Below are 17,960 nucleotides of genomic sequence, written 5' to 3'. Positions count from 1 at the left end.
GCGATGCCCGCCGTGGCATGGGGAGTCGGCGCGGCACTGCTCGCCAACACGCTGTACAGCGTCGGCTTCGTCCTGGAGAAGCGGGCCCTCACCCGGCTGCCCGAGGTGAGCGTGCGGCGCCCCGCCCACCTGCTGCGCCAGGTGGTGACCAGCCCGCTGTGGCTCGCCGGATCCATCGCCCTCGCCTCCGGATTCGGCGCCCAGCTCGCCGTCTACAGAACGCTTCCCATCGCGGCGGCCCAGGGCATCTTCGTCTCCGGCCTGGTCCTGCTGCTGCTCCTGTCGGCCCGGCTCCTCGGCGAACGCACCTCGGGCCGCGAGCGGTACGCCATCGCCGCGATCCTGGCGGCGCTGCTCATGGTGGTGCTCTCGCTCCAGGAGGACGCGGACGCGGTGGGCCGCGACTCCCCGGCGCCCCTCATCCTCACGGTGTGCGTCCCGTCGCTGATCGCGGGCCTGTACCTGTACGCGTCGGCGGAGCGCCGCGCCCGGCACCGCCACCGGCTGCCGACCACGGGCGTCGAGTACGGGGTCGCGGTGGGCCTGCTGTACGGGGTCAGCTCGCTCGCCATCAAGGGTGTGTCGGGCGTACTCCCGGACATTCCGGCCCTGTTCAGGTCGCCGTACCCGTATCTGCTGCTGTGCACGGGCGCGTTCGGCCTCGTCATGTCGCAGGCGGCCCTGCAACGCTGCCGCGCCTCGCTGATCGTCCCGGTGTGCACCACGGTGACCTGCCTGTTCACGGCGGTCCTCGGCACGCTCGCGTTCGGCGAGTCGCTGCCCCACGAGCCGGTGCGCCTGGCGCTGCGCGTGACCGGCACCGCCCTCGCCGTCGCGGTGCTCCTGCTGATGCCCAAGCACGACACCCCGCCCCCACAACCCGCCCAAGAGCCAAGGGAGTTGCTCCCGCATGAACCCTGACGACCCGCTCCTGAAGATCCTCGCCTGCCCGCTGGACAAGGGTCCCCTGCTCCTGCTGCCGGACCAGCCCGAGCGGGAGGGCGGCGGCTGCCTCTACAACCCGCGCCTGCACCGCCGTTACCCCATCGTCGACGGCATCCCGCAGCTGCTGCCCTCGTCCGGCGAACAGGTCCCGGAAGCCGAGCACGAACAGCTCCTGCAACGCGCGGAGCGGGCGAAGCGGGCACTCCCATGACGACGCTCGCCGCCCGGATCGCGCCCTGGCTGCCCGCCCGGCTGACCGCCGCGACGGCCCGCGCCCTCTACCCGCGCTTCGAACCCGAACTGGCCCGGCTCGCCGACATGCTCCCCGCCACGGGCGCCTGCGGCACCGCCGTGGACGTCGGCGGCTGGTACGGCCCGTGGACCCACCGCCTCGCGGCCCGCGCCCGCCGCGTGATCACCCTGGAGCCGGTCCCGCACCTGGCCCGCGTCCTCGCCGCGTCCGCCCCGCCGAACGTCAGGGTGGTCCGCGCGGCGGCCAGCGACCGCCCCGGCCCGGCGCCGCTGTGGCAGCCCCCGCACGACGAGCGCGGCGAACGCGGCGTGTCCTCGCTGGTCCGCCGCGACGGCCTGCACGCGCCGACCGGCCGCGAGGTCCCCTGCGTGACGCTCGACGAACTCACGCTCCGCGACGTGGACTTCATCAAGATCGACGTCGACGGGGCTGAGCTGCGGGTGCTGCGCGGTGCCCGGACCCTGCTCGCCCACGACCGGCCCGCCCTCTTCATCGAACTGGAGACCCGTATCCAGCCGATCACCCCGGTCGTCCACCACCTGCGCGCGCAGGGCTACGAGGGGTGGGTCCTGCCGGACACGGACACCGACTGGCTGCCGCTGCCCGCCTACGACCTGGCGGCCCATCAGCGCGGCACCTCCCACATCGCCTCGCAGGGCCTGCTGCGCCGCGCCCTCACGCCGTCGGGGCGCCGCCCCCGGTACGTGAACTCGGTGCTGTTCCTCCCGGACGGGCGGGCCCCCGGCGGCGTACGCCACCATGGGGCGCATGCCCGGACGCCCCACTGAGCCCTTCACCCCGCTGGACTTCCAGCTGGTCCTGCTGCGCCGCATGGCGGACCACAACCCGGAGCTGGTGGAGACGGCCCGCGCCGATCTCGGCGTCTCCGTCGCCGAGATGCGGGAGGCGAACCGCCGCTGGCAGGCGCAGCTGCGCTCCCGCCACCCGCGGGCGGCCGTCTCCCGCTACCGCTCGGTGCTCGGTGACCCGGAGCGCACCCTCGTCCGCAAGGTCGGCGACCTGGAGTGCGAGGCGCTGCTGTGGCCGGTGCCGCTCTGGCCCGACCTGCGCTTCGAGGTGCTGCTCGCGCCGACGGGCGGCGTCTGGAACGAGTGGCTGATCCGGGCGCCCGGCGCCCCGGGCCCCGCCCTGCGCACCGTCGCCGACCTGACGCCCTGGTCGTGCACGGTCGACGAGGCGGCCCGCGCCTTCGCTCCGGCCCGCCCCCTCGAAGGCTCGGCGCCCACCCGCTGGGGCCTGGCGTTCCGCGCCCCGGACGCGTCGGGGACACCGCGCGAGGTGCGGGCGGAGTTCACGTGGGGCCTGCTCCAGCGCTGGTACGAGGCGTAGCCCCTCACATACGAACAGGCGAGCAGTTGTTCCCTTGAACAGGTGATCGTCGCCCAGGAGTTTGCGTGGGACGCACGTGAACAACGATGCTTACAGGGCGCAAGCAACGGGCTGCAGACCGTAGCGACCGCATCGCGATGCACATCTCAAGTCCCAAGTCCCACATGCACTTTGCATCACCGATGCACTCTGCATCATCGCTAGGAGAACGCGTCACATGAACGTCATCACCGACATCGTCGCCGGCCTCGCCCACTTCCTCGGCTGGCTGGTGTAACTCCGTCGGACTCCGACGCGGCGCCGCCTCCCCGTCCCACGGGAGGCGGCGCCTTCGCGTTTCCCGGGCCCGGCTTCTCCCACCCGGACGGCCCAGCCCCGCCCGGCCTACTCCAGCGGGCGCCTCCCCGCGCGCGAGCGCAGGATGCCAGCAGGGTCGCCGCCCGGCGCGCCCGTCACGGTCCGCGCTCTCGGGAGGATCTGCCATGACCGCCAGTCTGGAGCAGTTGCGCCGCTGCCACTTCGCCGTCGATCTGGGTGCCGCGCGCACCCGCGTGTACGTGAAGGGCGTGGGCCTCGTCGTCGACGAGCCGAGCGCCGCGGCGGTCAACACCCGCACCGGCGCGCTGATCGCGGTCGGCGACTTCGCCGAGAAGATGACCGGCCGCACCCCGCACTACATCCGCGTCGTACGCCCCGTCTCCGGCGGCACGGTCGTCGACATCGAGATGGCCCAGCGGATGCTGCGCCACCTCCTCGGCGACAAGCTCCGCCGCGCCCTGCGCCGCAAGCCCCGGCTGCGCGCGGCGGCCGCGGTGCCGCACGACGCGGACCCGCTGGCGCAGCGCGCCGCGGTGGAGACGCTGGTCGGCCTCGGCGCCCGCCGCGTGGAGCTGGTCGACACCCTGATCGCGGCGGCCGTCGGCTGCGGCCTGCCGGTGGAGCAGCCGGAAGCCACGATGATCATCGTCTGCGGCGCGGCCACCACCCAGATCGCGGTCCTCTCGCTCGGCTCGATCGTCACGGCGGCCCGTGTCCCGGTCGGCGGCGACGCCATCGACCACGCCGTGGTCCAGCACCTGCGCCAGGCTCACGAGCTGATGCTGCCCTCCCAGTCCGTACGCCCCCTGCAACTCGCCCTGAGCGGCAACGGGATCACCCCGCAGGGCCCGGAGCAGACCGAGATCCACGGCCGCGACGTGGCGACGGGCCTGGCCCGCTCGGTGCACGTGGACACCGCGGCGGTCCGCAGCGCCATCCACACCCCGCTGACGGCCGTCCTCGACGGCATCGGCAAGGTGCTCCGCGACTGCCCGCCCGACCTGGTCGCCGACCTCGCGGAGCGCGGCATCATGATGGTCGGCGGCTCGGCCCTGCTGCCCGGCCTGGACCAGATGCTGCGGGACGCGACGGGCGTCCCGGTGCGCATCGCCGAGCGCCCGGACGTCTGCGCCGTGCAGGGGCTCGGCGAGATGCTGGAGGGCCGGATCCAGCCGATGGCCCTGAACCCGCTGGCCGACTGAGACCGGCTCCCGCCCCGACCGCCGGGGCCCTTGGGGTGACAGATGGCCCGTCACGGTTTCCGTGACGGGCCATCAGGTTACGTACGTGCTGGTCGCATCGTTTCTGCGCCGCGTACGCGCGGTGGGGCGGGTGGGACTCGAACCCACGGCCGACGGATTATGAGTCCGCTGCTCTAACCGGCTGAGCTACCGCCCCGTCTCGGCGTGGCGCGTACATGTGTGCGCGCCGTCTGCCGCAGCATAGCCGCTCATACGATCTCCTGCCTCGGATGGTCCGGCTCTGCACGACCTTGAGGACTCACCCCGCGCGCGGACGGTTCCACCAGGCACGAAAAAGCCCCCCGGAGCGTGCTCCGGAGGGGCTTGTTCAGCTCTCCCGACTGGACTCGAACCAGTAACCTGCCGGTTAACAGCCGGCTGCTCTGCCAATTGAGCTACAGGAGATCGAGCTCCCCCGACTGGACTCGAACCAGTAACCTGCCGGTTAACAGCCGGCTGCTCTGCCAATTGAGCTACAGGGGATGGACCTCGTTGCTTCGAACGAACCCACCTGGGTACTTGCCAGGCGGCGCGCGCTCGCTGCGACACATACATTAGCGCAAGCAGGGGGGTGCTTTGCCAATCGGTTCCCCCCCAGGTGATCAACAAGCACCATGAGGACCGCGACAGACCACGAAGCCTCGCTACGGAAAGGGTGGCCGACCATGCGCTATCGGCTCACATTCATCACCGGTCTGGCCCTGGGGTACGTGCTGGGCACGAGGGCCGGACGGGAGCGGTACGAGAAGCTCAAGAAGTCCGCGCGGGAGATCGCCCAGAACCCCGCGGTGCGCAATACGGCGGAGTCCGCGGCCCAGCAGACCCGCAACGTCGCGGGCAAGGCCTTCCACTCGGTGAGCGAGAAGGTCGAGAGCCGGGTCCCGGACTCGGTCGCCGACCGGGTGCGCACCCTGCGCGAGCGCGGCGGCGGCTCGACCGGCGAAGGGACGACCGACGACTGGGGCACCAGCAACACCTGACGCCCCTGTGGAGCCGGTCCGCACCTGACGGCACAGAAGTGTCCGGCGGTGCGGCAGAATTTCTGTCATGGGGATAGTCGCCGGGCTGGACAGTTCGCCCGAATTTACGCGCATTGTCGTTTGTGACGCCGACACCGGGGCCGTGCTGCGGCAGGGGTACGCCCCGCACCCGCTGGAGGCCCCGGAGGGCGGCGGGCGGCCCTCCGACGTCGATCCCCAGGCCTGGCTGCTCTCGCTCGGCGAGGCGGCCGGCGGCGGGCTGCTCGAAGGCGTGCAGGCGATCGGGGTCTCCGCGCAGCAGAACACCGTGGTGCCGCTGGACGCCCACGGCAACACCGTGCGCCCCGCCCTGGTCGGCGGGGACAAGCGCGCGCAGGTTGCCGCCGCGGACCTGGTCGACCGGCTCGGCTCGCGCGAGGCGTGGGCCGAGGCCGTGGGCAGCGTGCCGCAGGCGGCGCTGCCGGTGGCCAAGCTGCGCTGGCTGGCGCGCACGGAACCGGAGCACGCCGAGCAGGTGGCGGCCCTGATGCAGGCCCACGACTGGCTGGTGTGGCAGCTGCTCGGCCGGCCCGTGCGCCGCACCACCGACCGCGGCGGGGCCTCCAGCACCGGCTACTGGTCGGCGGCGAGCGCCACGTGGCGGCCCGATCTGGTGGAGCTGGCGCTCGGCCACCGGGTGGCGCTGCCCGAGGTGATCGGCCCCGGCGAGGCGGCCGGGCGGACCCCGGAGGGCCTGGTCATCTCGGCCGGGACCGGGGAGACGATGGCCGCCGCGTTCGGGCTCGGGGTGCGCTCCGGGGACGCCGTGGTCTCGCTCGGGGCCTCGGGATCCGTGATGGCCGTGCACCACGAGGCGCTCGTCGACTCCAGCGGCGCCATCACCTCCCTCGCCGACGCCACCGGGATGCACCTGCCCGTGGTCCACACGTCGAACGCCGTACGGGCGCTGCGGGGCACCGTGGAGATGCTGGGCCTCGACGGGGGCCTGGAGGAGCTGTCCGAGCTGGCGATGAAGTCGACGCCGGGCGCCCACGGACTCGTCCTGCTGCCCTACCTGGAGGGCGAGAAGACGCCGAACCTGCCGCACACGGCGGGCACGCTGAGCGGGCTGCGGCGGGAGTCGATGAAGCCCGAGCACCTGGCGCGGGCCGCCTTCGAGGGCATGCTGTGCGGCCTCGCCGACGCGATGGACGTGCTGCGCGGGCGGGGCGTGGAGATCCGGCGGGTGTTCCTGCTGGGCGCCGCCGCGGAGCTGCACGCGGTGCAGAGCGTGGCGCCGGTGGTGTTCGGCGCGCAGGTCGTCGTGCCGCAGCCCGCGGACTACGCGGCGATCGGGGCGGCGCGGCAGGCCGCGTGGGCGCTGACCGGGCAGCTGCCGCAGTGGCAGGGCGCGGCCGCGCAGGTCTTCGAGCCGGGCGAGGAGCTTCCCGTGGGGCAGGCGGTGCGCCAGCAGTACCGGGCCGTGCGGGAACAGATCCACCCCGGTGCCTTCTCCTGACACTTTCGAAGACGGCCGAACCTTTGAGTGCTCTTGGGTAAATCGGTTGAGGTAACGCGGGTGGAGTGTCCGACGATAGGGGTCCATGCGTCGTCGTCCTCCGTGACGGCGCATCGCATGGGGATCCCTCTCCCCGTACACCGCTCCTCCACGACCGCCGACCACCGAGAGACCGAGCGTGCTCATACGACTTCTGCGGACCCATCTCAGTCCGTACCGGAAACCGATCGGGCTGCTGGTGCTGCTGCAGTTCCTTCAGACCTGCGCCGCGCTGTATCTGCCCACTCTGAACGCCGACATCATCGACAACGGTGTCGTGAACGGCGACACCGGCTACATCCTCACGTACGGCGCCCTGATGCTGGGCGTCACCGTCGCCCAGGTGGTGTGCAACATGGGGGCCGTGTTCTACGGCGCCCGCACCGCCGCCGCGCTGGGGCGCGACATGCGGGCCGGGATCTTCGACCGGGTGCAGTCCTTCTCGGCGCGCGAGGTCGGCCAGTTCGGGGCGCCCTCGCTCATCACCCGGACCACGAACGACGTGCAGCAGGTCCAGATGCTGACCCTGATGACGTTCACGCTGATGGTGTCGGCGCCGATCATGTGCGTCGGCGGCGTCGTCATGGCCCTCGGCCTGGACGTGCCGCTGTCGGGCGTGCTGCTCGCCGTGCTGCCCGTGATGACGCTCGTCCTGTCGCTGATCATCCGCAGGCTGCGGCCGCTGTTCCGGTCCATGCAGGTCAAGCTGGACACCGTGAACCGGGTGCTGCGCGAGCAGATCACCGGCAACCGCGTGATCCGCGCCTTCGTGCGGGACGACTTCGAGAAGGGCCGGTTCGGCGGGGCCAACCGGGATCTGACCGAGACCTCCCTCGCGACCGGCCGGCTCATGGCACTGATGTTCCCGTTCGTGATGACGATCGTGAACATCGCGTCCATCGCCGTCGTCTGGTTCGGCGCGCACCGCATCAACAGCGGCGGCATGCAGATCGGCGACCTGACCGCGTTCCTCGCGTATCTGATGCAGATCGTGATGAGCGTGATGATGGCCACGTTCATGTTCATGATGGTGCCGCGCGCCGAGGTCTGCGCCGAGCGCATCCAGGAGGTCCTGGACACGGAGACCAGCGTCGTACCGCCCGCGCCGAAGGACAGCGTGCGCGAGCTGCGCCGCCGCGGCCACCTGGAGATCCGGGGCGCCGACTTCGGCTATCCGGGCGCCGAGGAGCCCATCCTGCGCGGCATCGACCTGGTCGCGCTGCCCGGCGAGACGACCGCCGTCATCGGCTCCACCGGCAGCGGCAAGTCGACGCTGCTGGGGCTCGTACCGCGGCTGTACGACACCACGGCCGGGTCGGTGTACGTCGACGGCGAGGACGTGCGGCGGCTCGACCCGGAGCTGATGGCGAGGACGGTCGGGCTCGTCCCGCAGAAGCCGTACCTGTTCTCCGGGACCGTCGCGAGCAATCTGCGCTACGGGCGTCCCGAGGCCACCGACGAGGAGCTGTGGCACGCGCTGGAGGTGGCGCAGGCCAAGGACTTCGTCAGCAGGCTGGAGGGCGGGCTCGAAGCGCCCATCACGCAGGGCGGCACGAACGTCTCCGGCGGTCAGCGCCAGCGCCTCGCCATCGCGCGCACGCTCGTGCAGCGGCCCGAGATCTACCTCTTCGACGACTCGTTCTCCGCGCTCGACTACGCCACCGACGCCGCGCTGCGGCGCGCGCTCGGCGCCGAGACGGCCGAGTCCACCGTGGTGATCGTGGCCCAGCGCGTGGCCACCATCCGCGACGCCGACCGCATCGTGGTGCTCGACGAGGGCCGGGTCGTCGGCACCGGGCGCCACCACGAGCTGATGGCGGACAACGAGACGTACCGGGAGATCGTCCTCTCCCAGCTGACGGAAGCGGAGGCCGCCTGATGAGTGGGCCCATGGGGCGGATGGCGGCCGGAGCGGGCGCGGGTGCGCCCGGTTCGCGGTCGATGGACTTCAAGAACTCCGGGAAGCGGCTGCTGAAGCGGCTCACCGTGCATCGCGCGGCGGTGGGCGGGGTGCTGCTCGCCATCGTGATCGGCGTCGCCCTCTCGGTGGTCGGCCCGAAGATCCTGGGGCGCGCCACCGACCTGCTGTTCGGCGGGGTCGTCGGCGGGCAGCTGCCGGCCGGGCAGACCAAGGAGCAGGTCATCGAGGGCCTGCGGGCCAAGGGTGAGACCGGCATGGCCGACATGCTCGGCGGCGTCGACTTCACACCCGGCCAGGGCGTCGACTTCACCGCGATCGGCGAGGTGCTGCTGCTCGGCCTCGCCGTGTTCGCGTGCGCGGGCCTCGCGATGATGATCGGCACGCGCGTGGCGAACCGGCTCATCAACCTGGCCGTCGCGGAGCTGCGCGGCGACCTCCAGTCGAAGCTGTCGCGGCTGCCGCTGTCGTACTACGACAAGCAGAAGCGCGGCGAGGTGCTGAGCCGGGCGACCAACGACATCGACAACCTCGGCCAGACGCTCCAGCAGACGACGGGGCAGATGCTCAACTCGCTGCTCACCATCATCGGCGTCCTGACCATGATGTTCTGGATCTCGTGGCTGCTCGCGCTCGTCGCGCTGGTCACGGTGCCGCTGTCAGTGCTGGTCGCGGCGAAGGTCGGCAAGCGGGCGCAGCCGCAGTTCGTGCAGCAGTGGCGGGCGACCGGCGCGCTGAACGCGCACATCGAGGAGATGTACACCGGGCACAACCTGGTGAAGGTGTTCGGGCGGCAGAAGGAGTCGGCCGGGCAGTTCGCCGAGCAGAACGAGGAGCTGTACCAGGCCTCGTTCAAGGCGCAGTTCAACAGCGGGATCATGCAGCCGCTGATGTTCTTCATCTCGAACCTGAACTACGTCCTGGTCGCGGTCGTGGGCGGGTTGAGGGTGGCCAGCGGCTCGCTCTCCATCGGTGACGTGCAGGCCTTCATCCAGTACTCGCGGCAGTTCTCCATGCCGCTGACGCAGGTCGCGTCGATGGCGAACCTCGTGCAGTCGGGTGTGGCGAGCGCCGAGCGGATCTTCGAACTGCTGGACGCGGAGGAGCAGTCGGCGGACCCGGTGCCGGCCGAGAAGCCGGACCTCCTGCGCGGGCACGTCGAGTTCGAGCACGTGGCCTTCCGCTACGAGAAGGACAAGCCACTCATCGAGGACCTGTCGCTCACCGCGGACCCCGGTCACACGGTGGCGATCGTCGGACCGACCGGCGCGGGCAAGACGACCCTCGTCAATCTGCTGCTGCGGTTCTACGAGGTCACGGGCGGGCGCATCACGCTCGACGGCGTCGACATCGCGAAGATGTCGCGGGAGGAGCTGCGCGCCGGGATCGGCATGGTGCTCCAGGACACCTGGCTGTTCGGCGGCACCATCGCGGAGAACATCGCGTACGGCGCCCCGAAGGACGTCACCCGTGCGGAGGTCGAGGAGGCGGCGAAGGCCGCACACGCCGACCGGTTCATCCGGACGCTGCCCGACGGGTACGACACGGTGCTCGACGACGAGGGGACGGGGGTCAGCGCGGGCGAGAAGCAGCTCATCACGATCGCGCGGGCGTTCCTGTCCGATCCGGTGATCCTCGTGCTCGACGAGGCGACCTCCTCCGTCGACACCCGGACCGAGGTGCTGATCCAGAAGGCGATGGCGCGGTTGGCCGCCGGCCGTACGTCGTTCGTGATCGCGCACCGGTTGTCGACGATTCGGGACGCCGACACGATTTTGGTCATGGAGAACGGGGCGATCGTGGAGCAGGGCTCGCACGAGGCGCTGGTCTCCGACGGTGGGGCGTATCAGCGGTTGTACGAGGCGCAGTTCGCGCAGGCGGTCGCCGAGGTCGACTGATCGGTGTTGCCCCCCGGGGTTGAGGTCGCGGGGCTCTGCCCCGGGCCCCGCTCCTCAATCGCCGGAGGGGCTCCCACTAGTCCAGGTAGCCCCTGAGCTGGTCCGCGAAGGCGTGGTCGCGGAGTTTGTTGAGGGTCTTGGACTCGATCTGGCGGATGCGTTCGCGCGTGACGCCGAAGATGCGGCCTATCTCCTCCAGGGTGCGGGGGCGGCCGTCCGCGAGACCGTAGCGGAGCTGGACGACCTTGCGTTCGCGTTCGCCGAGCGTGGAGAGGACCGCCTCCAGGTGCTCGCGCAGGAGCAGGAACGCCGCCGATTCCACGGGGGACGTGGCGTCGCCGTCCTCGATGAGGTCGCCGAGCGCGACGTCGTCCTCCTCGCCCACGGGGGCGTGCAGCGAGACGGGTTCCTGCGCGAGGCGCAGGACCTCGCTGACCCGCTCGTGCGACAGGTCGAGGTGGGCCGCGACCTCCTGGGGCGTGGGCTCGTAGCCGCGCTCCTGGAGCATGCGGCGCTGGACGCGGACGACCCGGTTGATCAGCTCGACGACGTGCACCGGGACCCGGATGGTGCGGGCCTGGTCGGCGAGGGCGCGGCTCATGGCCTGCCGGATCCACCAGGTCGCGTACGTCGAGAACTTGTAGCCGCGGGCGTAGTCGAACTTCTCGACGGCGCGGATCAGGCCGAGGTTGCCCTCCTGGACGAGGTCGAGCATCGTCAGCCCGCGCCCTACATAACGCTTGGCGACGGAGACGACCAGGCGCAGGTTCGCCTCGATGAGGCAGCGCTTGGCCATCCGGCCCATGACCACCAACTTGTCGAGGTCGAGGGCGAGTTGGGAGTCCAGGTCGGGGGCGTGGGTGAGTTTCTCCTCGGCGAAGAGGCCCGCCTCGACGCGCCGCGCGAGCTCCACTTCCTCGGCGGCGGTGAGCAGCGGGATGCGGCCGATCTCGCGCAGGTACTGGCGGAACAGGTCCGAGGACGGGCCGGCGCCTTCGGTGCGGGCGCCGCGCACCGGTTCGGGCGGGTCCACGGACTCCTGCGCGTCGGACGGTTCCTCCGCCCCGGTCTCCGGATGGTGCGCCTCGCGGTTCTGCGACGGCACGGAGGTCAGGACGTCGCCCTCTGGCCCGGCACCTTTCGGCGCGGCTTCGGGGTCGGCGAGGGCCTGCGCTGTGCTGTCGCTCTGGGTGAGGGTCTGGGTCTGCACGGGGGCGACCTCCAAAGTGATCGCATCTGAGGCGTGCGGCAGGGGGGCGGGAACGGCGGCCTCGCCGTTGCCCGTCCCGTACGCGATGAGCGGAACCGCGGGGGTGTCGGACCCGTTGTCCGGGCTCCGGCCGCGCTCCGAGGACTCAGGCACCGCAACCCAGTGTGGAGTACGACACAGTGCCGCCACGAGGGGCGTGCGTTGACTTTTTGAGTCCGGTGCGTGACCGAGCGGTTACCGTGCAGGACGGGTGCCCACCCTTCCCCGATCCGAACGAGAGAAAACGGCGCGTTGGAGCGCGCCATCTCAGCCCCTCCGGCGCTTGAGGAGCGGGGTCCGGGGCGGAGCCCCGTGAGCGGGAGCCGGGTGGCCGCACCCCTACGCAAACGCTAGAGCGCTTCCGCACCCCGTTCGCGCAGCGCCTGCCCGTACTGCTGCAACACCCACAACTCGTTCTGCACCGCGGCCAATTGCTGCGGATCGCCCCCCGCACCCGCTCGGGCCAGCGTGCCCTGCACATCCCGGATGCGACGGTCGACCGCCCGCTTGCGCACGGTGACCAGCTGCTCCCCCGCGTACGGCTCGTCCACCGTCTTGCGGCGAATCGCCTCGACCGCCAGCTCCGTCACCATCGCCCGCACCGCGTCGTCCGGCGCCGCCTCCCGCACCGCGACCAGGTACTGCTGCGGGTCGTGGACGCCCTGCTCCGCGCCGCCCGCGTCCATGATGGCCTGCCGCACGGCGGCGTACGGATCGGCCGTGAACTCGTCGACCCCGTACGCGTCGAACGCCGGTGACACCAACTGCGGGTACTGCAAGGCGAGTTTGAGCAGTTCGCGCTCGGTCGTGAAGACCGGGTTGCGCAGCGTGAGCGCCGGGCCGCCGAAGGGGCGGGACGGCGCGGCGATCTGGGCGGCCCCCGGGCCGCCGCTCCCCGGCTTTCCGGGCGCCGGGCCCCGGCCTCCGCGGTCGCGGGCCCACCGCGCCAGCTGCCCGACCCGCTTGACCACGAACTGGGTGTCGAGGATGCCGAGCATGCCCGCGAGCTGCACCGCGACCTCGTGCTGCGAGGCGCTGTTCTTGATGCGGGCGACGACGGGCGCCGCCTCGTCGAGCGCGGCGGCGCGGCCCCCCGGGGTCTCCAGGTCGTAGCGGCTGACGATCTGGCGCAGCGCGAACTCGAAGAGCGGCGTGCGCGGCTCGACCAGGTCCGCGACCGCGTCGTCGCCCTTGGCGAGGCGCAGGTCGCACGGGTCCATGTTGTCCGGCGCGATCGCGATGTACGTCTCGGCGGCGAACTTCTGGTCGTCCTCGAAGGCGCGCAGGGCCGCCTTCTGGCCCGCCGCGTCGCCGTCGAAGGTGAAGATCACCCGCGCCGAGCCGTTGTCCATCAGCAGGCGGCGCAGGATCTTGATGTGGTCGCCGCCGAAGGCGGTGCCGCAGGTGGCGATGGCGGTGGTGACGCCCGCCAGGTGGCAGGCCATCACGTCCGTGTACCCCTCGACGACGACCGCGCGGGAGGACTTCGCGATGTCCTTCTTGGCGAGGTCGATGCCGTACAGGACCTGCGACTTGCGGTAGATCGGCGTCTCGGGCGTGTTCAGGTACTTCGGGCCGTTGTCGTCCTCGCGCAGACGGCGCGCGCCGAAGCCGACGACCTCGCCGCCGATGTCGCGGATCGGCCACATCAGGCGGCCGCGGAACCGGTCGATGGGGCCGCGGCGGCCCTCCTGGGAGAGGCCGGAGAGGAGGATCTCCTTGTCGCTGAAGCCCTTGCCGCGCAGGAAACGCGTGAGGTGGTCCCAGCCCGCCGGGCTGTAGCCGACGCCGAAGTGCTGGGCCGCGGCCTGGTCGAAGCCGCGCTCGGCGAGGAACTTCCGGCCGATCTCGGCCTCCGGCGACTCCAGCTGGTCGACGTAGAACTGCGCGGCGACCTTGTGCGCCTCGACTAGGCGGATGCGCTCGCCGCGCTGGTGGCTCGGGTTGTACCCGCCCTCCTCGTAGCGCAGCGTGATGCCCGCCTGGCCGGCGAGGCGCTCCACCGCCTCGGAGAAGGAGAGGTGGTCGACCTTCATCACGAACGTGATGGTGTCGCCGCCCTCCTGGCAGCCGAAGCAGTGGAACAGGCCCTTGCTGGGGCTGACCTGGAAGGACGGGGACTTCTCGTCGTGGAACGGGCAGAGTCCCTTGAGGTTTCCGCCGCCCGCGTTGCGCAGTTGCAGGTACTCGGACACCACGGCGTCGATCGGGACCGCGTCCCGAACCGCCTTCACGTCCTCGTCATTGATCCTGCCTGCCACGCGGCAATTCTAATGGCGACCACTGACACTCCCGTCACCACTCCACAAGATCATCCGTTACTGCTCGGCCAGATCACCGAGGGGGACCGACGGGTCCGAGAGCCGCTCGACGCCCGGCTTGGCCCCCGACCTGATCAGGCGCTGGATCTGCTCCGTGACGTCCCACACATTCACGTTCATCCCCGCGAGGACCTGCCCGTCCTTCAGCCAGAACGCGATGAACTCGCGCTTGCCCGCGTCCCCGCGCAGCACCACCTGGTCGTAGCTGCCCGGGGGCGCCCAGCCGGAGTACTCCAGGCCGAGGTCGTACTGGTCGGAGAAGAAGTACGGCACGCGGTCGTAGGTGATGTCCTTGCCGAGCATGGCGCGGGCCGCTGCGGGGCCGCCGTTCAGCGCGTTCGCCCAGTGCTCCACGCGCAGCCGGTCGTCGAAGAGCGGGTGCTGGACGGCGGCCACGTCGCCCGCCGCGAAGATGTCCGGGTCCGAGGTGCGCAGCGTGCCGTCCACGGCGATGCCGCCGCCGTGCGCCCGGTCGGCCAGGTCGAGGCCCGCGGCTTCGGCGAGCGCGGTGCGCGGGGCGGCGCCGATCGCGGCGAGCACGTCGTGCGCCGGGTGCTCCTCGCCGTCGTCGGTGAGGGCGGCGAGGACCATGCCGTCCTGCCCGGTGATCTCGGTGAGCTTCGCGCCGAAGTGGAAGCGGACGCCGTGGTCGCCGTGCAGCTCGGTGAAGATCTGGCCGACCTCGGGGCCCAGCACGGAGTGCAGCGGCGTGGCCTCGGGCTCGACGACGGTGACCTCCGCCCCGTACTCCCGGGCGGCCGCGGCGACCTCCAGGCCGATCCAGCCGGCTCCGGCGATCACCAGGTGTCCGTTGTCCCTGCCGAGCGACGCCAGCACGTTCTTCAGGCGCTCCGCGTGGGCGAGGCGGCGCAGGTGGTGCACTCCGGCGAGGTGGGTGCCGGGGATGTCGAGGCGGCGGGGCTCGGCGCCGGTGGCGAGCAGCAGCTTGTCGTAGCGGATGACGGTGCCCTCGCCGAGCAGCACCGTCCTGTCGGCGCGGTCGACGGCGGTGACCGTCTGGCCGAGGTGCAGCTCGATGTCGTTGCTCGCGTACCAGGCCGGTTCGTGGACGAAGACGCTGTCGCGCTCCTCCTTGCCCTGGAGGTAGCCCTTCGACAAGGGCGGCCGTTCGTACGGGTGGTCCCGTTCGTCCCCGATGAGGATCACCCGCCCGGTGAAGCCCTCCGAGCGGAGTGTCTCGGCGGCCTTGGCTCCGGCGAGCCCTCCCCCGACGATGACGAACGTCTGGTCCGCGTCGACCACTTGATGCCTCCTCATTGCCATGCCGTCATATGCGAGCGTCCCGCACGCAGCGTAATGCGGGAAGGGGGCGTGGCCCGATCAGGGCATCTTTTCGTCACGCCCAGTGGTCGCACGTCCCTCCCCACCGTGCCCCTCGACGGTAAGGCGTGCGTGAAGCGACCGGGCGGAGGCGTCGGTCAGGGAGGCGATCTGGTCGACGATGACGCGCTTCTTCGCCCGGTCGTCGGGCGCGGCGTCGAACAGGGCGCGGAACTGGGGGTCCAGGCCGTCGGGAGCGCGGGCGGTGAGCGCCTGCGCCAACTCGGCGACGACGACGCGCTGGTCCGCGCGCAGCCGCTCCTGCTGCGGGCGCTGCATCACGTACCGGTCGGCGACGGCCTTGAGCACCGCGCACTCGTAGCGGGCGGAGCGCGGCACCACCAGCTCCGCCCCGTAGCGCGTGAGCCGGCCCGTGCCGTGTCGCGCGCGGGTCGCGCCCTCGGCGGCGAGGCAGAACCGGCCGATCAACTGGCTGGTCGCGTCCTTCAGCCCGGCCTGGGCGACGGCCGTCCCGTCGTAGCCGTGCGGCCACCACTCCTGGTCGAGGAGCCGGTCGAGGGCGGCGGCGAGCTCGGCGGGGTCGGTGTCCCCCGGCACGTACCGCCCGATGGCGACGGCGAAGATGTCGGCGCGCTCGGGCTCGGCGTGCAGCACGTTCGGGTCCAAGTGGCCCGCGTGCAGGCCGTCTTCGAGGTCGTGCACGGAGTACGCCACGTCGTCCGCCCAGTCCATGACCTGCGCCTCGAAGCAGGTGCGGCGGCCGGGGGCGGTCTTGCGGATCCAGTCGAAGACCGGGCGGTCGTCCTCGTAGACCCCGAACTTCACGGATTGCGGGTCGCTGGGGTGCTCGCCGCGCGGCCACGGGTACTTCGTCGCGGCGTCCAGCGCGGCCCGCGTCAGGTTCAGTCCCACGCTGGTCGGCTCGCCGGAACCCTCGCCGCGGACGAAGCGCTTGGGCTCGATGCGGGTCAGCAGGCGCAGCGACTGCGCGTTCCCCTCGAAGCCGCCGCAGTCCTCCGACACCTCGTTGAGCGCCTGCTCGCCGTTGTGCCCGAAGGGCGGGTGGCCCAGGTCGTGGGAGAGGCAGGCCGTCTCCACGAGGTCGGGGTCGCAGCCGAGGGCGGCGCCCAATTCGCGGCCCACCTGGGCGCATTCGAGGGAGTGCGTCAACCGGGTGCGCGGGCTCGCGTCCCAGTGGCGGCTGCGCGTCCCCGGCGTGACGACCTGGGTCTTGCCCGCGAGCCGGCGCAGCGCCGACGAGTGCAGGACCCGCGCCCGGTCGCGCTGGAACGCCGTGCGCCCCGGGCGCTTGTCGGGCTCGGGGGCCCAGCGCTCGACCGCCGCCTCGTCGTACGGACCGTACGTGTCACTGCCTTCCATGCACCGAGAGTAAGCGCAGCCACCGACAACCGGGGGTTGGCGAGGGCTCAGGCGGACGCCAGGTGCGTCGCGGCGGTGCGCGGCGCGGCGGTCAGCGCCCGGTCGTAGCGGTGCAGCACGAGACGGGCCAGGGCCGGGTGGGTGCCGAGGGGCGCCGCCGCGATGCCCGGGGCGGCCGCGGCGCTCTCCGTGGCGAAGCGGCCGGGGGCGGTGAAGTAGGAGGCGACGGCGATCCGGTCGCGGCCGCGGGCGGTGAGCGAGCGGACCGCCGTGGCGACGTCGGGGGCGGTGGCGGAGGCGTGGCCGGGGACGACGGGGACGCCGAGGCGGTGGGCCAGGAGGGCGGCGGTGTGGCGGATGTCGTCGGCGGCGTGCGGGTCGCGGGAGCCGGCGGCGGCGAGCACGACCGCGCCGCGGCGGCGGTCCCGGTCGTCCATCGGCCCCTCGGGCCAGCCGGCCTCGATGAGCCGGTCGTGGAGGGCCTCGACGAGCAGGGGGTGCGGGCCGAGGGGGTCCGCGACGCGGGTCAGCAGGTGCGCGGCGGTGTCGGCGGCGGCCGGGATGTCCTGCTTGACGTGGTAGCCGCGGGAGAGCAGCAGCGGCACGAGCACGGCCTGCCCCGCGGGCAGCTCGGCGAGGGTGTCGCTCAGCAGCGGCTCGTTCAGCTCGATGTGGCCGAGGCGGACGGTGAGACCGGGGCGCTGCTCACGTATCCGCTCCGCGAGGGCGGTGACCGTGGTCAGGGCGCGGGGGTCGCGGCTGCCGTGGGCGACGAGGACGAGGGCGGGAGGCTGCGGCCGTCGGTGTCCGCGCAGGGGGGACACGTGGCTGAGCCTGCTGCCGAGCTGATCGCTGATCATGGTGAGGAGTCCCGCCGCCGTACTGTCCGAGTGATCCAGGGAGGTCGTGCCGTGGTCCGTGGGGCCGTACGACTCGTCCGTCATGAAGAGATCGTGCCGAACGGGGGTTGCCGGGCTGTTGCGGCACGGTGACGGGTGGTTGCGAGCGGTTCACCGGGGACGGTGCGGCACGGTGAGCCCACCCACCACGTGGCGGGCCCCCGCCGTGACCTTGCGCCGCACCGGGGTGCCGCCTTGCCCACCCTGCCGCCCCAGGCGGCAGACTGCCCAAGGCGGGGTGCGGTCGCCGTCGCCCGTACGCCCACGAGGGGTCGAGCCAATTGAGCCCCTCCGGCGGTCCAAACAAGCCCCTCCGGCGATTGAGGAGCGGGGTCCGGGGCGGAGCCCCGGGGTGTGAACCGGGAGGCG

14 protein-coding genes and 3 tRNA genes are annotated in these 17,960 nt (G+C 72.0%); 9 read left to right on the top strand and 8 right to left on the bottom strand.

All coding sequences use genetic code 11. From position 1 onward, the window contains the following. The first annotated feature begins 3 nt into the window (after positions 1 to 3). The 5 genes from ACYBSK_RS06115 (at position 4) to ACYBSK_RS06095 (ending at position 4,068) form a co-directional block, all read left to right on the top strand. Positions 4 to 921: a DMT family transporter gene (locus ACYBSK_RS06115; RefSeq protein WP_457475829.1), complete on the top strand. Its 918-nt coding sequence runs from the start codon at positions 4 to 6 to the stop codon at positions 919 to 921. Next, entirely contained in the window at positions 911 to 1,156 is a 246-nt protein-coding gene (locus ACYBSK_RS06110) for a Trm112 family protein (RefSeq protein ID WP_457475828.1), read from the top strand. The genes ACYBSK_RS06115 and ACYBSK_RS06110 overlap by 11 nt, the downstream gene beginning before the upstream one ends. After that, positions 1,153 to 1,986, top strand: coding sequence for an FkbM family methyltransferase (locus ACYBSK_RS06105; protein WP_460245413.1), 834 nt, complete (start codon positions 1,153 to 1,155; stop codon positions 1,984 to 1,986). Before ACYBSK_RS06110 ends, ACYBSK_RS06105 begins: the two co-directional genes overlap by 4 nt. Beyond that, positions 1,958 to 2,548, top strand: a complete 591-nt coding sequence (locus ACYBSK_RS06100; RefSeq protein ID WP_457475826.1) for a hypothetical protein — start codon at positions 1,958 to 1,960, stop codon at positions 2,546 to 2,548. Before ACYBSK_RS06105 ends, ACYBSK_RS06100 begins: the two co-directional genes overlap by 29 nt. A 482-nt stretch (positions 2,549 to 3,030) precedes the next feature. Then, a complete protein-coding gene (locus ACYBSK_RS06095; protein WP_457475825.1) occupies positions 3,031 to 4,068 on the top strand; it encodes a rod shape-determining protein in 1,038 nt (345 codons plus the stop codon). 122 nt (positions 4,069 to 4,190) lie between these two features. Here the strand turns inward: ACYBSK_RS06095 and ACYBSK_RS06090 are convergent. The 3 genes from ACYBSK_RS06090 to ACYBSK_RS06080 all read right to left on the bottom strand — a co-directional run bounded on the left by ACYBSK_RS06090 (position 4,191) and on the right by ACYBSK_RS06080 (position 4,590). After that, positions 4,191 to 4,264, bottom strand: a tRNA-Ile gene (locus ACYBSK_RS06090). A 175-nt stretch (positions 4,265 to 4,439) separates the two neighbouring features. Beyond that, positions 4,440 to 4,512 (bottom strand) — tRNA-Asn (locus ACYBSK_RS06085). 5 nt (positions 4,513 to 4,517) lie between these two features. Further along, positions 4,518 to 4,590, bottom strand: a tRNA-Asn gene (locus tag ACYBSK_RS06080). A 182-nt stretch (positions 4,591 to 4,772) separates the two neighbouring features. Here ACYBSK_RS06080 and ACYBSK_RS06075 point away from each other — a divergent pair. From ACYBSK_RS06075 to ACYBSK_RS06060, 4 genes are all read left to right on the top strand, one after another. After that, entirely contained in the window at positions 4,773 to 5,087 is a 315-nt protein-coding gene (locus ACYBSK_RS06075) for a YtxH domain-containing protein (protein WP_457475809.1), read from the top strand. A 67-nt stretch (positions 5,088 to 5,154) separates the two neighbouring features. Next, entirely contained in the window at positions 5,155 to 6,585 is a 1,431-nt protein-coding gene (locus tag ACYBSK_RS06070; RefSeq protein ID WP_457475808.1) for a xylulokinase, read from the top strand. Between the two features lie 178 nt (positions 6,586 to 6,763). Beyond that, on the top strand, positions 6,764 to 8,503 hold the full coding sequence (locus ACYBSK_RS06065) for an ABC transporter ATP-binding protein (protein ID WP_460245412.1): 1,740 nt from the start codon (positions 6,764 to 6,766) through the stop codon (positions 8,501 to 8,503). After that, positions 8,503 to 10,440, top strand: coding sequence for an ABC transporter ATP-binding protein (locus tag ACYBSK_RS06060; RefSeq protein ID WP_460245411.1), 1,938 nt, complete (start codon positions 8,503 to 8,505; stop codon positions 10,438 to 10,440). Before ACYBSK_RS06065 ends, ACYBSK_RS06060 begins: the two co-directional genes overlap by 1 nt. A gap of 76 nt (positions 10,441 to 10,516) precedes the next feature. Here ACYBSK_RS06060 and ACYBSK_RS06055 read toward each other — a convergent pair whose 3' ends face one another. The 5 genes from ACYBSK_RS06055 to ACYBSK_RS06035 form a co-directional block, all read right to left on the bottom strand. Then, positions 10,517 to 11,803: an RNA polymerase sigma factor gene (locus ACYBSK_RS06055; RefSeq protein WP_460245410.1), complete on the bottom strand. Its 1,287-nt coding sequence runs from the start codon at positions 11,801 to 11,803 to the stop codon at positions 10,517 to 10,519. A 236-nt stretch (positions 11,804 to 12,039) separates the two neighbouring features. Further along, positions 12,040 to 13,950, bottom strand: a complete 1,911-nt coding sequence (gene dnaG / locus ACYBSK_RS06050) for a DNA primase (protein ID WP_460245409.1) — start codon at positions 13,948 to 13,950, stop codon at positions 12,040 to 12,042. A 57-nt stretch (positions 13,951 to 14,007) separates the two neighbouring features. Continuing rightward, positions 14,008 to 15,273 (bottom strand): NAD(P)/FAD-dependent oxidoreductase, encoded by a 1,266-nt coding sequence (locus tag ACYBSK_RS06045; RefSeq protein WP_460245408.1) that lies wholly within the window; start codon positions 15,271 to 15,273, stop codon positions 14,008 to 14,010. Between the two features lie 78 nt (positions 15,274 to 15,351). Beyond that, a complete protein-coding gene (locus ACYBSK_RS06040; protein WP_457475802.1) occupies positions 15,352 to 16,692 on the bottom strand; it encodes a deoxyguanosinetriphosphate triphosphohydrolase in 1,341 nt (446 codons plus the stop codon). 47 nt (positions 16,693 to 16,739) lie between these two features. Further along, a complete protein-coding gene (locus ACYBSK_RS06035; RefSeq protein WP_460245407.1) occupies positions 16,740 to 17,636 on the bottom strand; it encodes a sirohydrochlorin chelatase in 897 nt (298 codons plus the stop codon). Positions 17,637 to 17,960 lie beyond the last annotated feature (324 nt).

The sequence above is a fragment of the Streptomyces sp. BYX5S genome (assembly GCF_054724165.1).
This window is presented reverse-complemented; position numbering and strand designations above follow the sequence as displayed.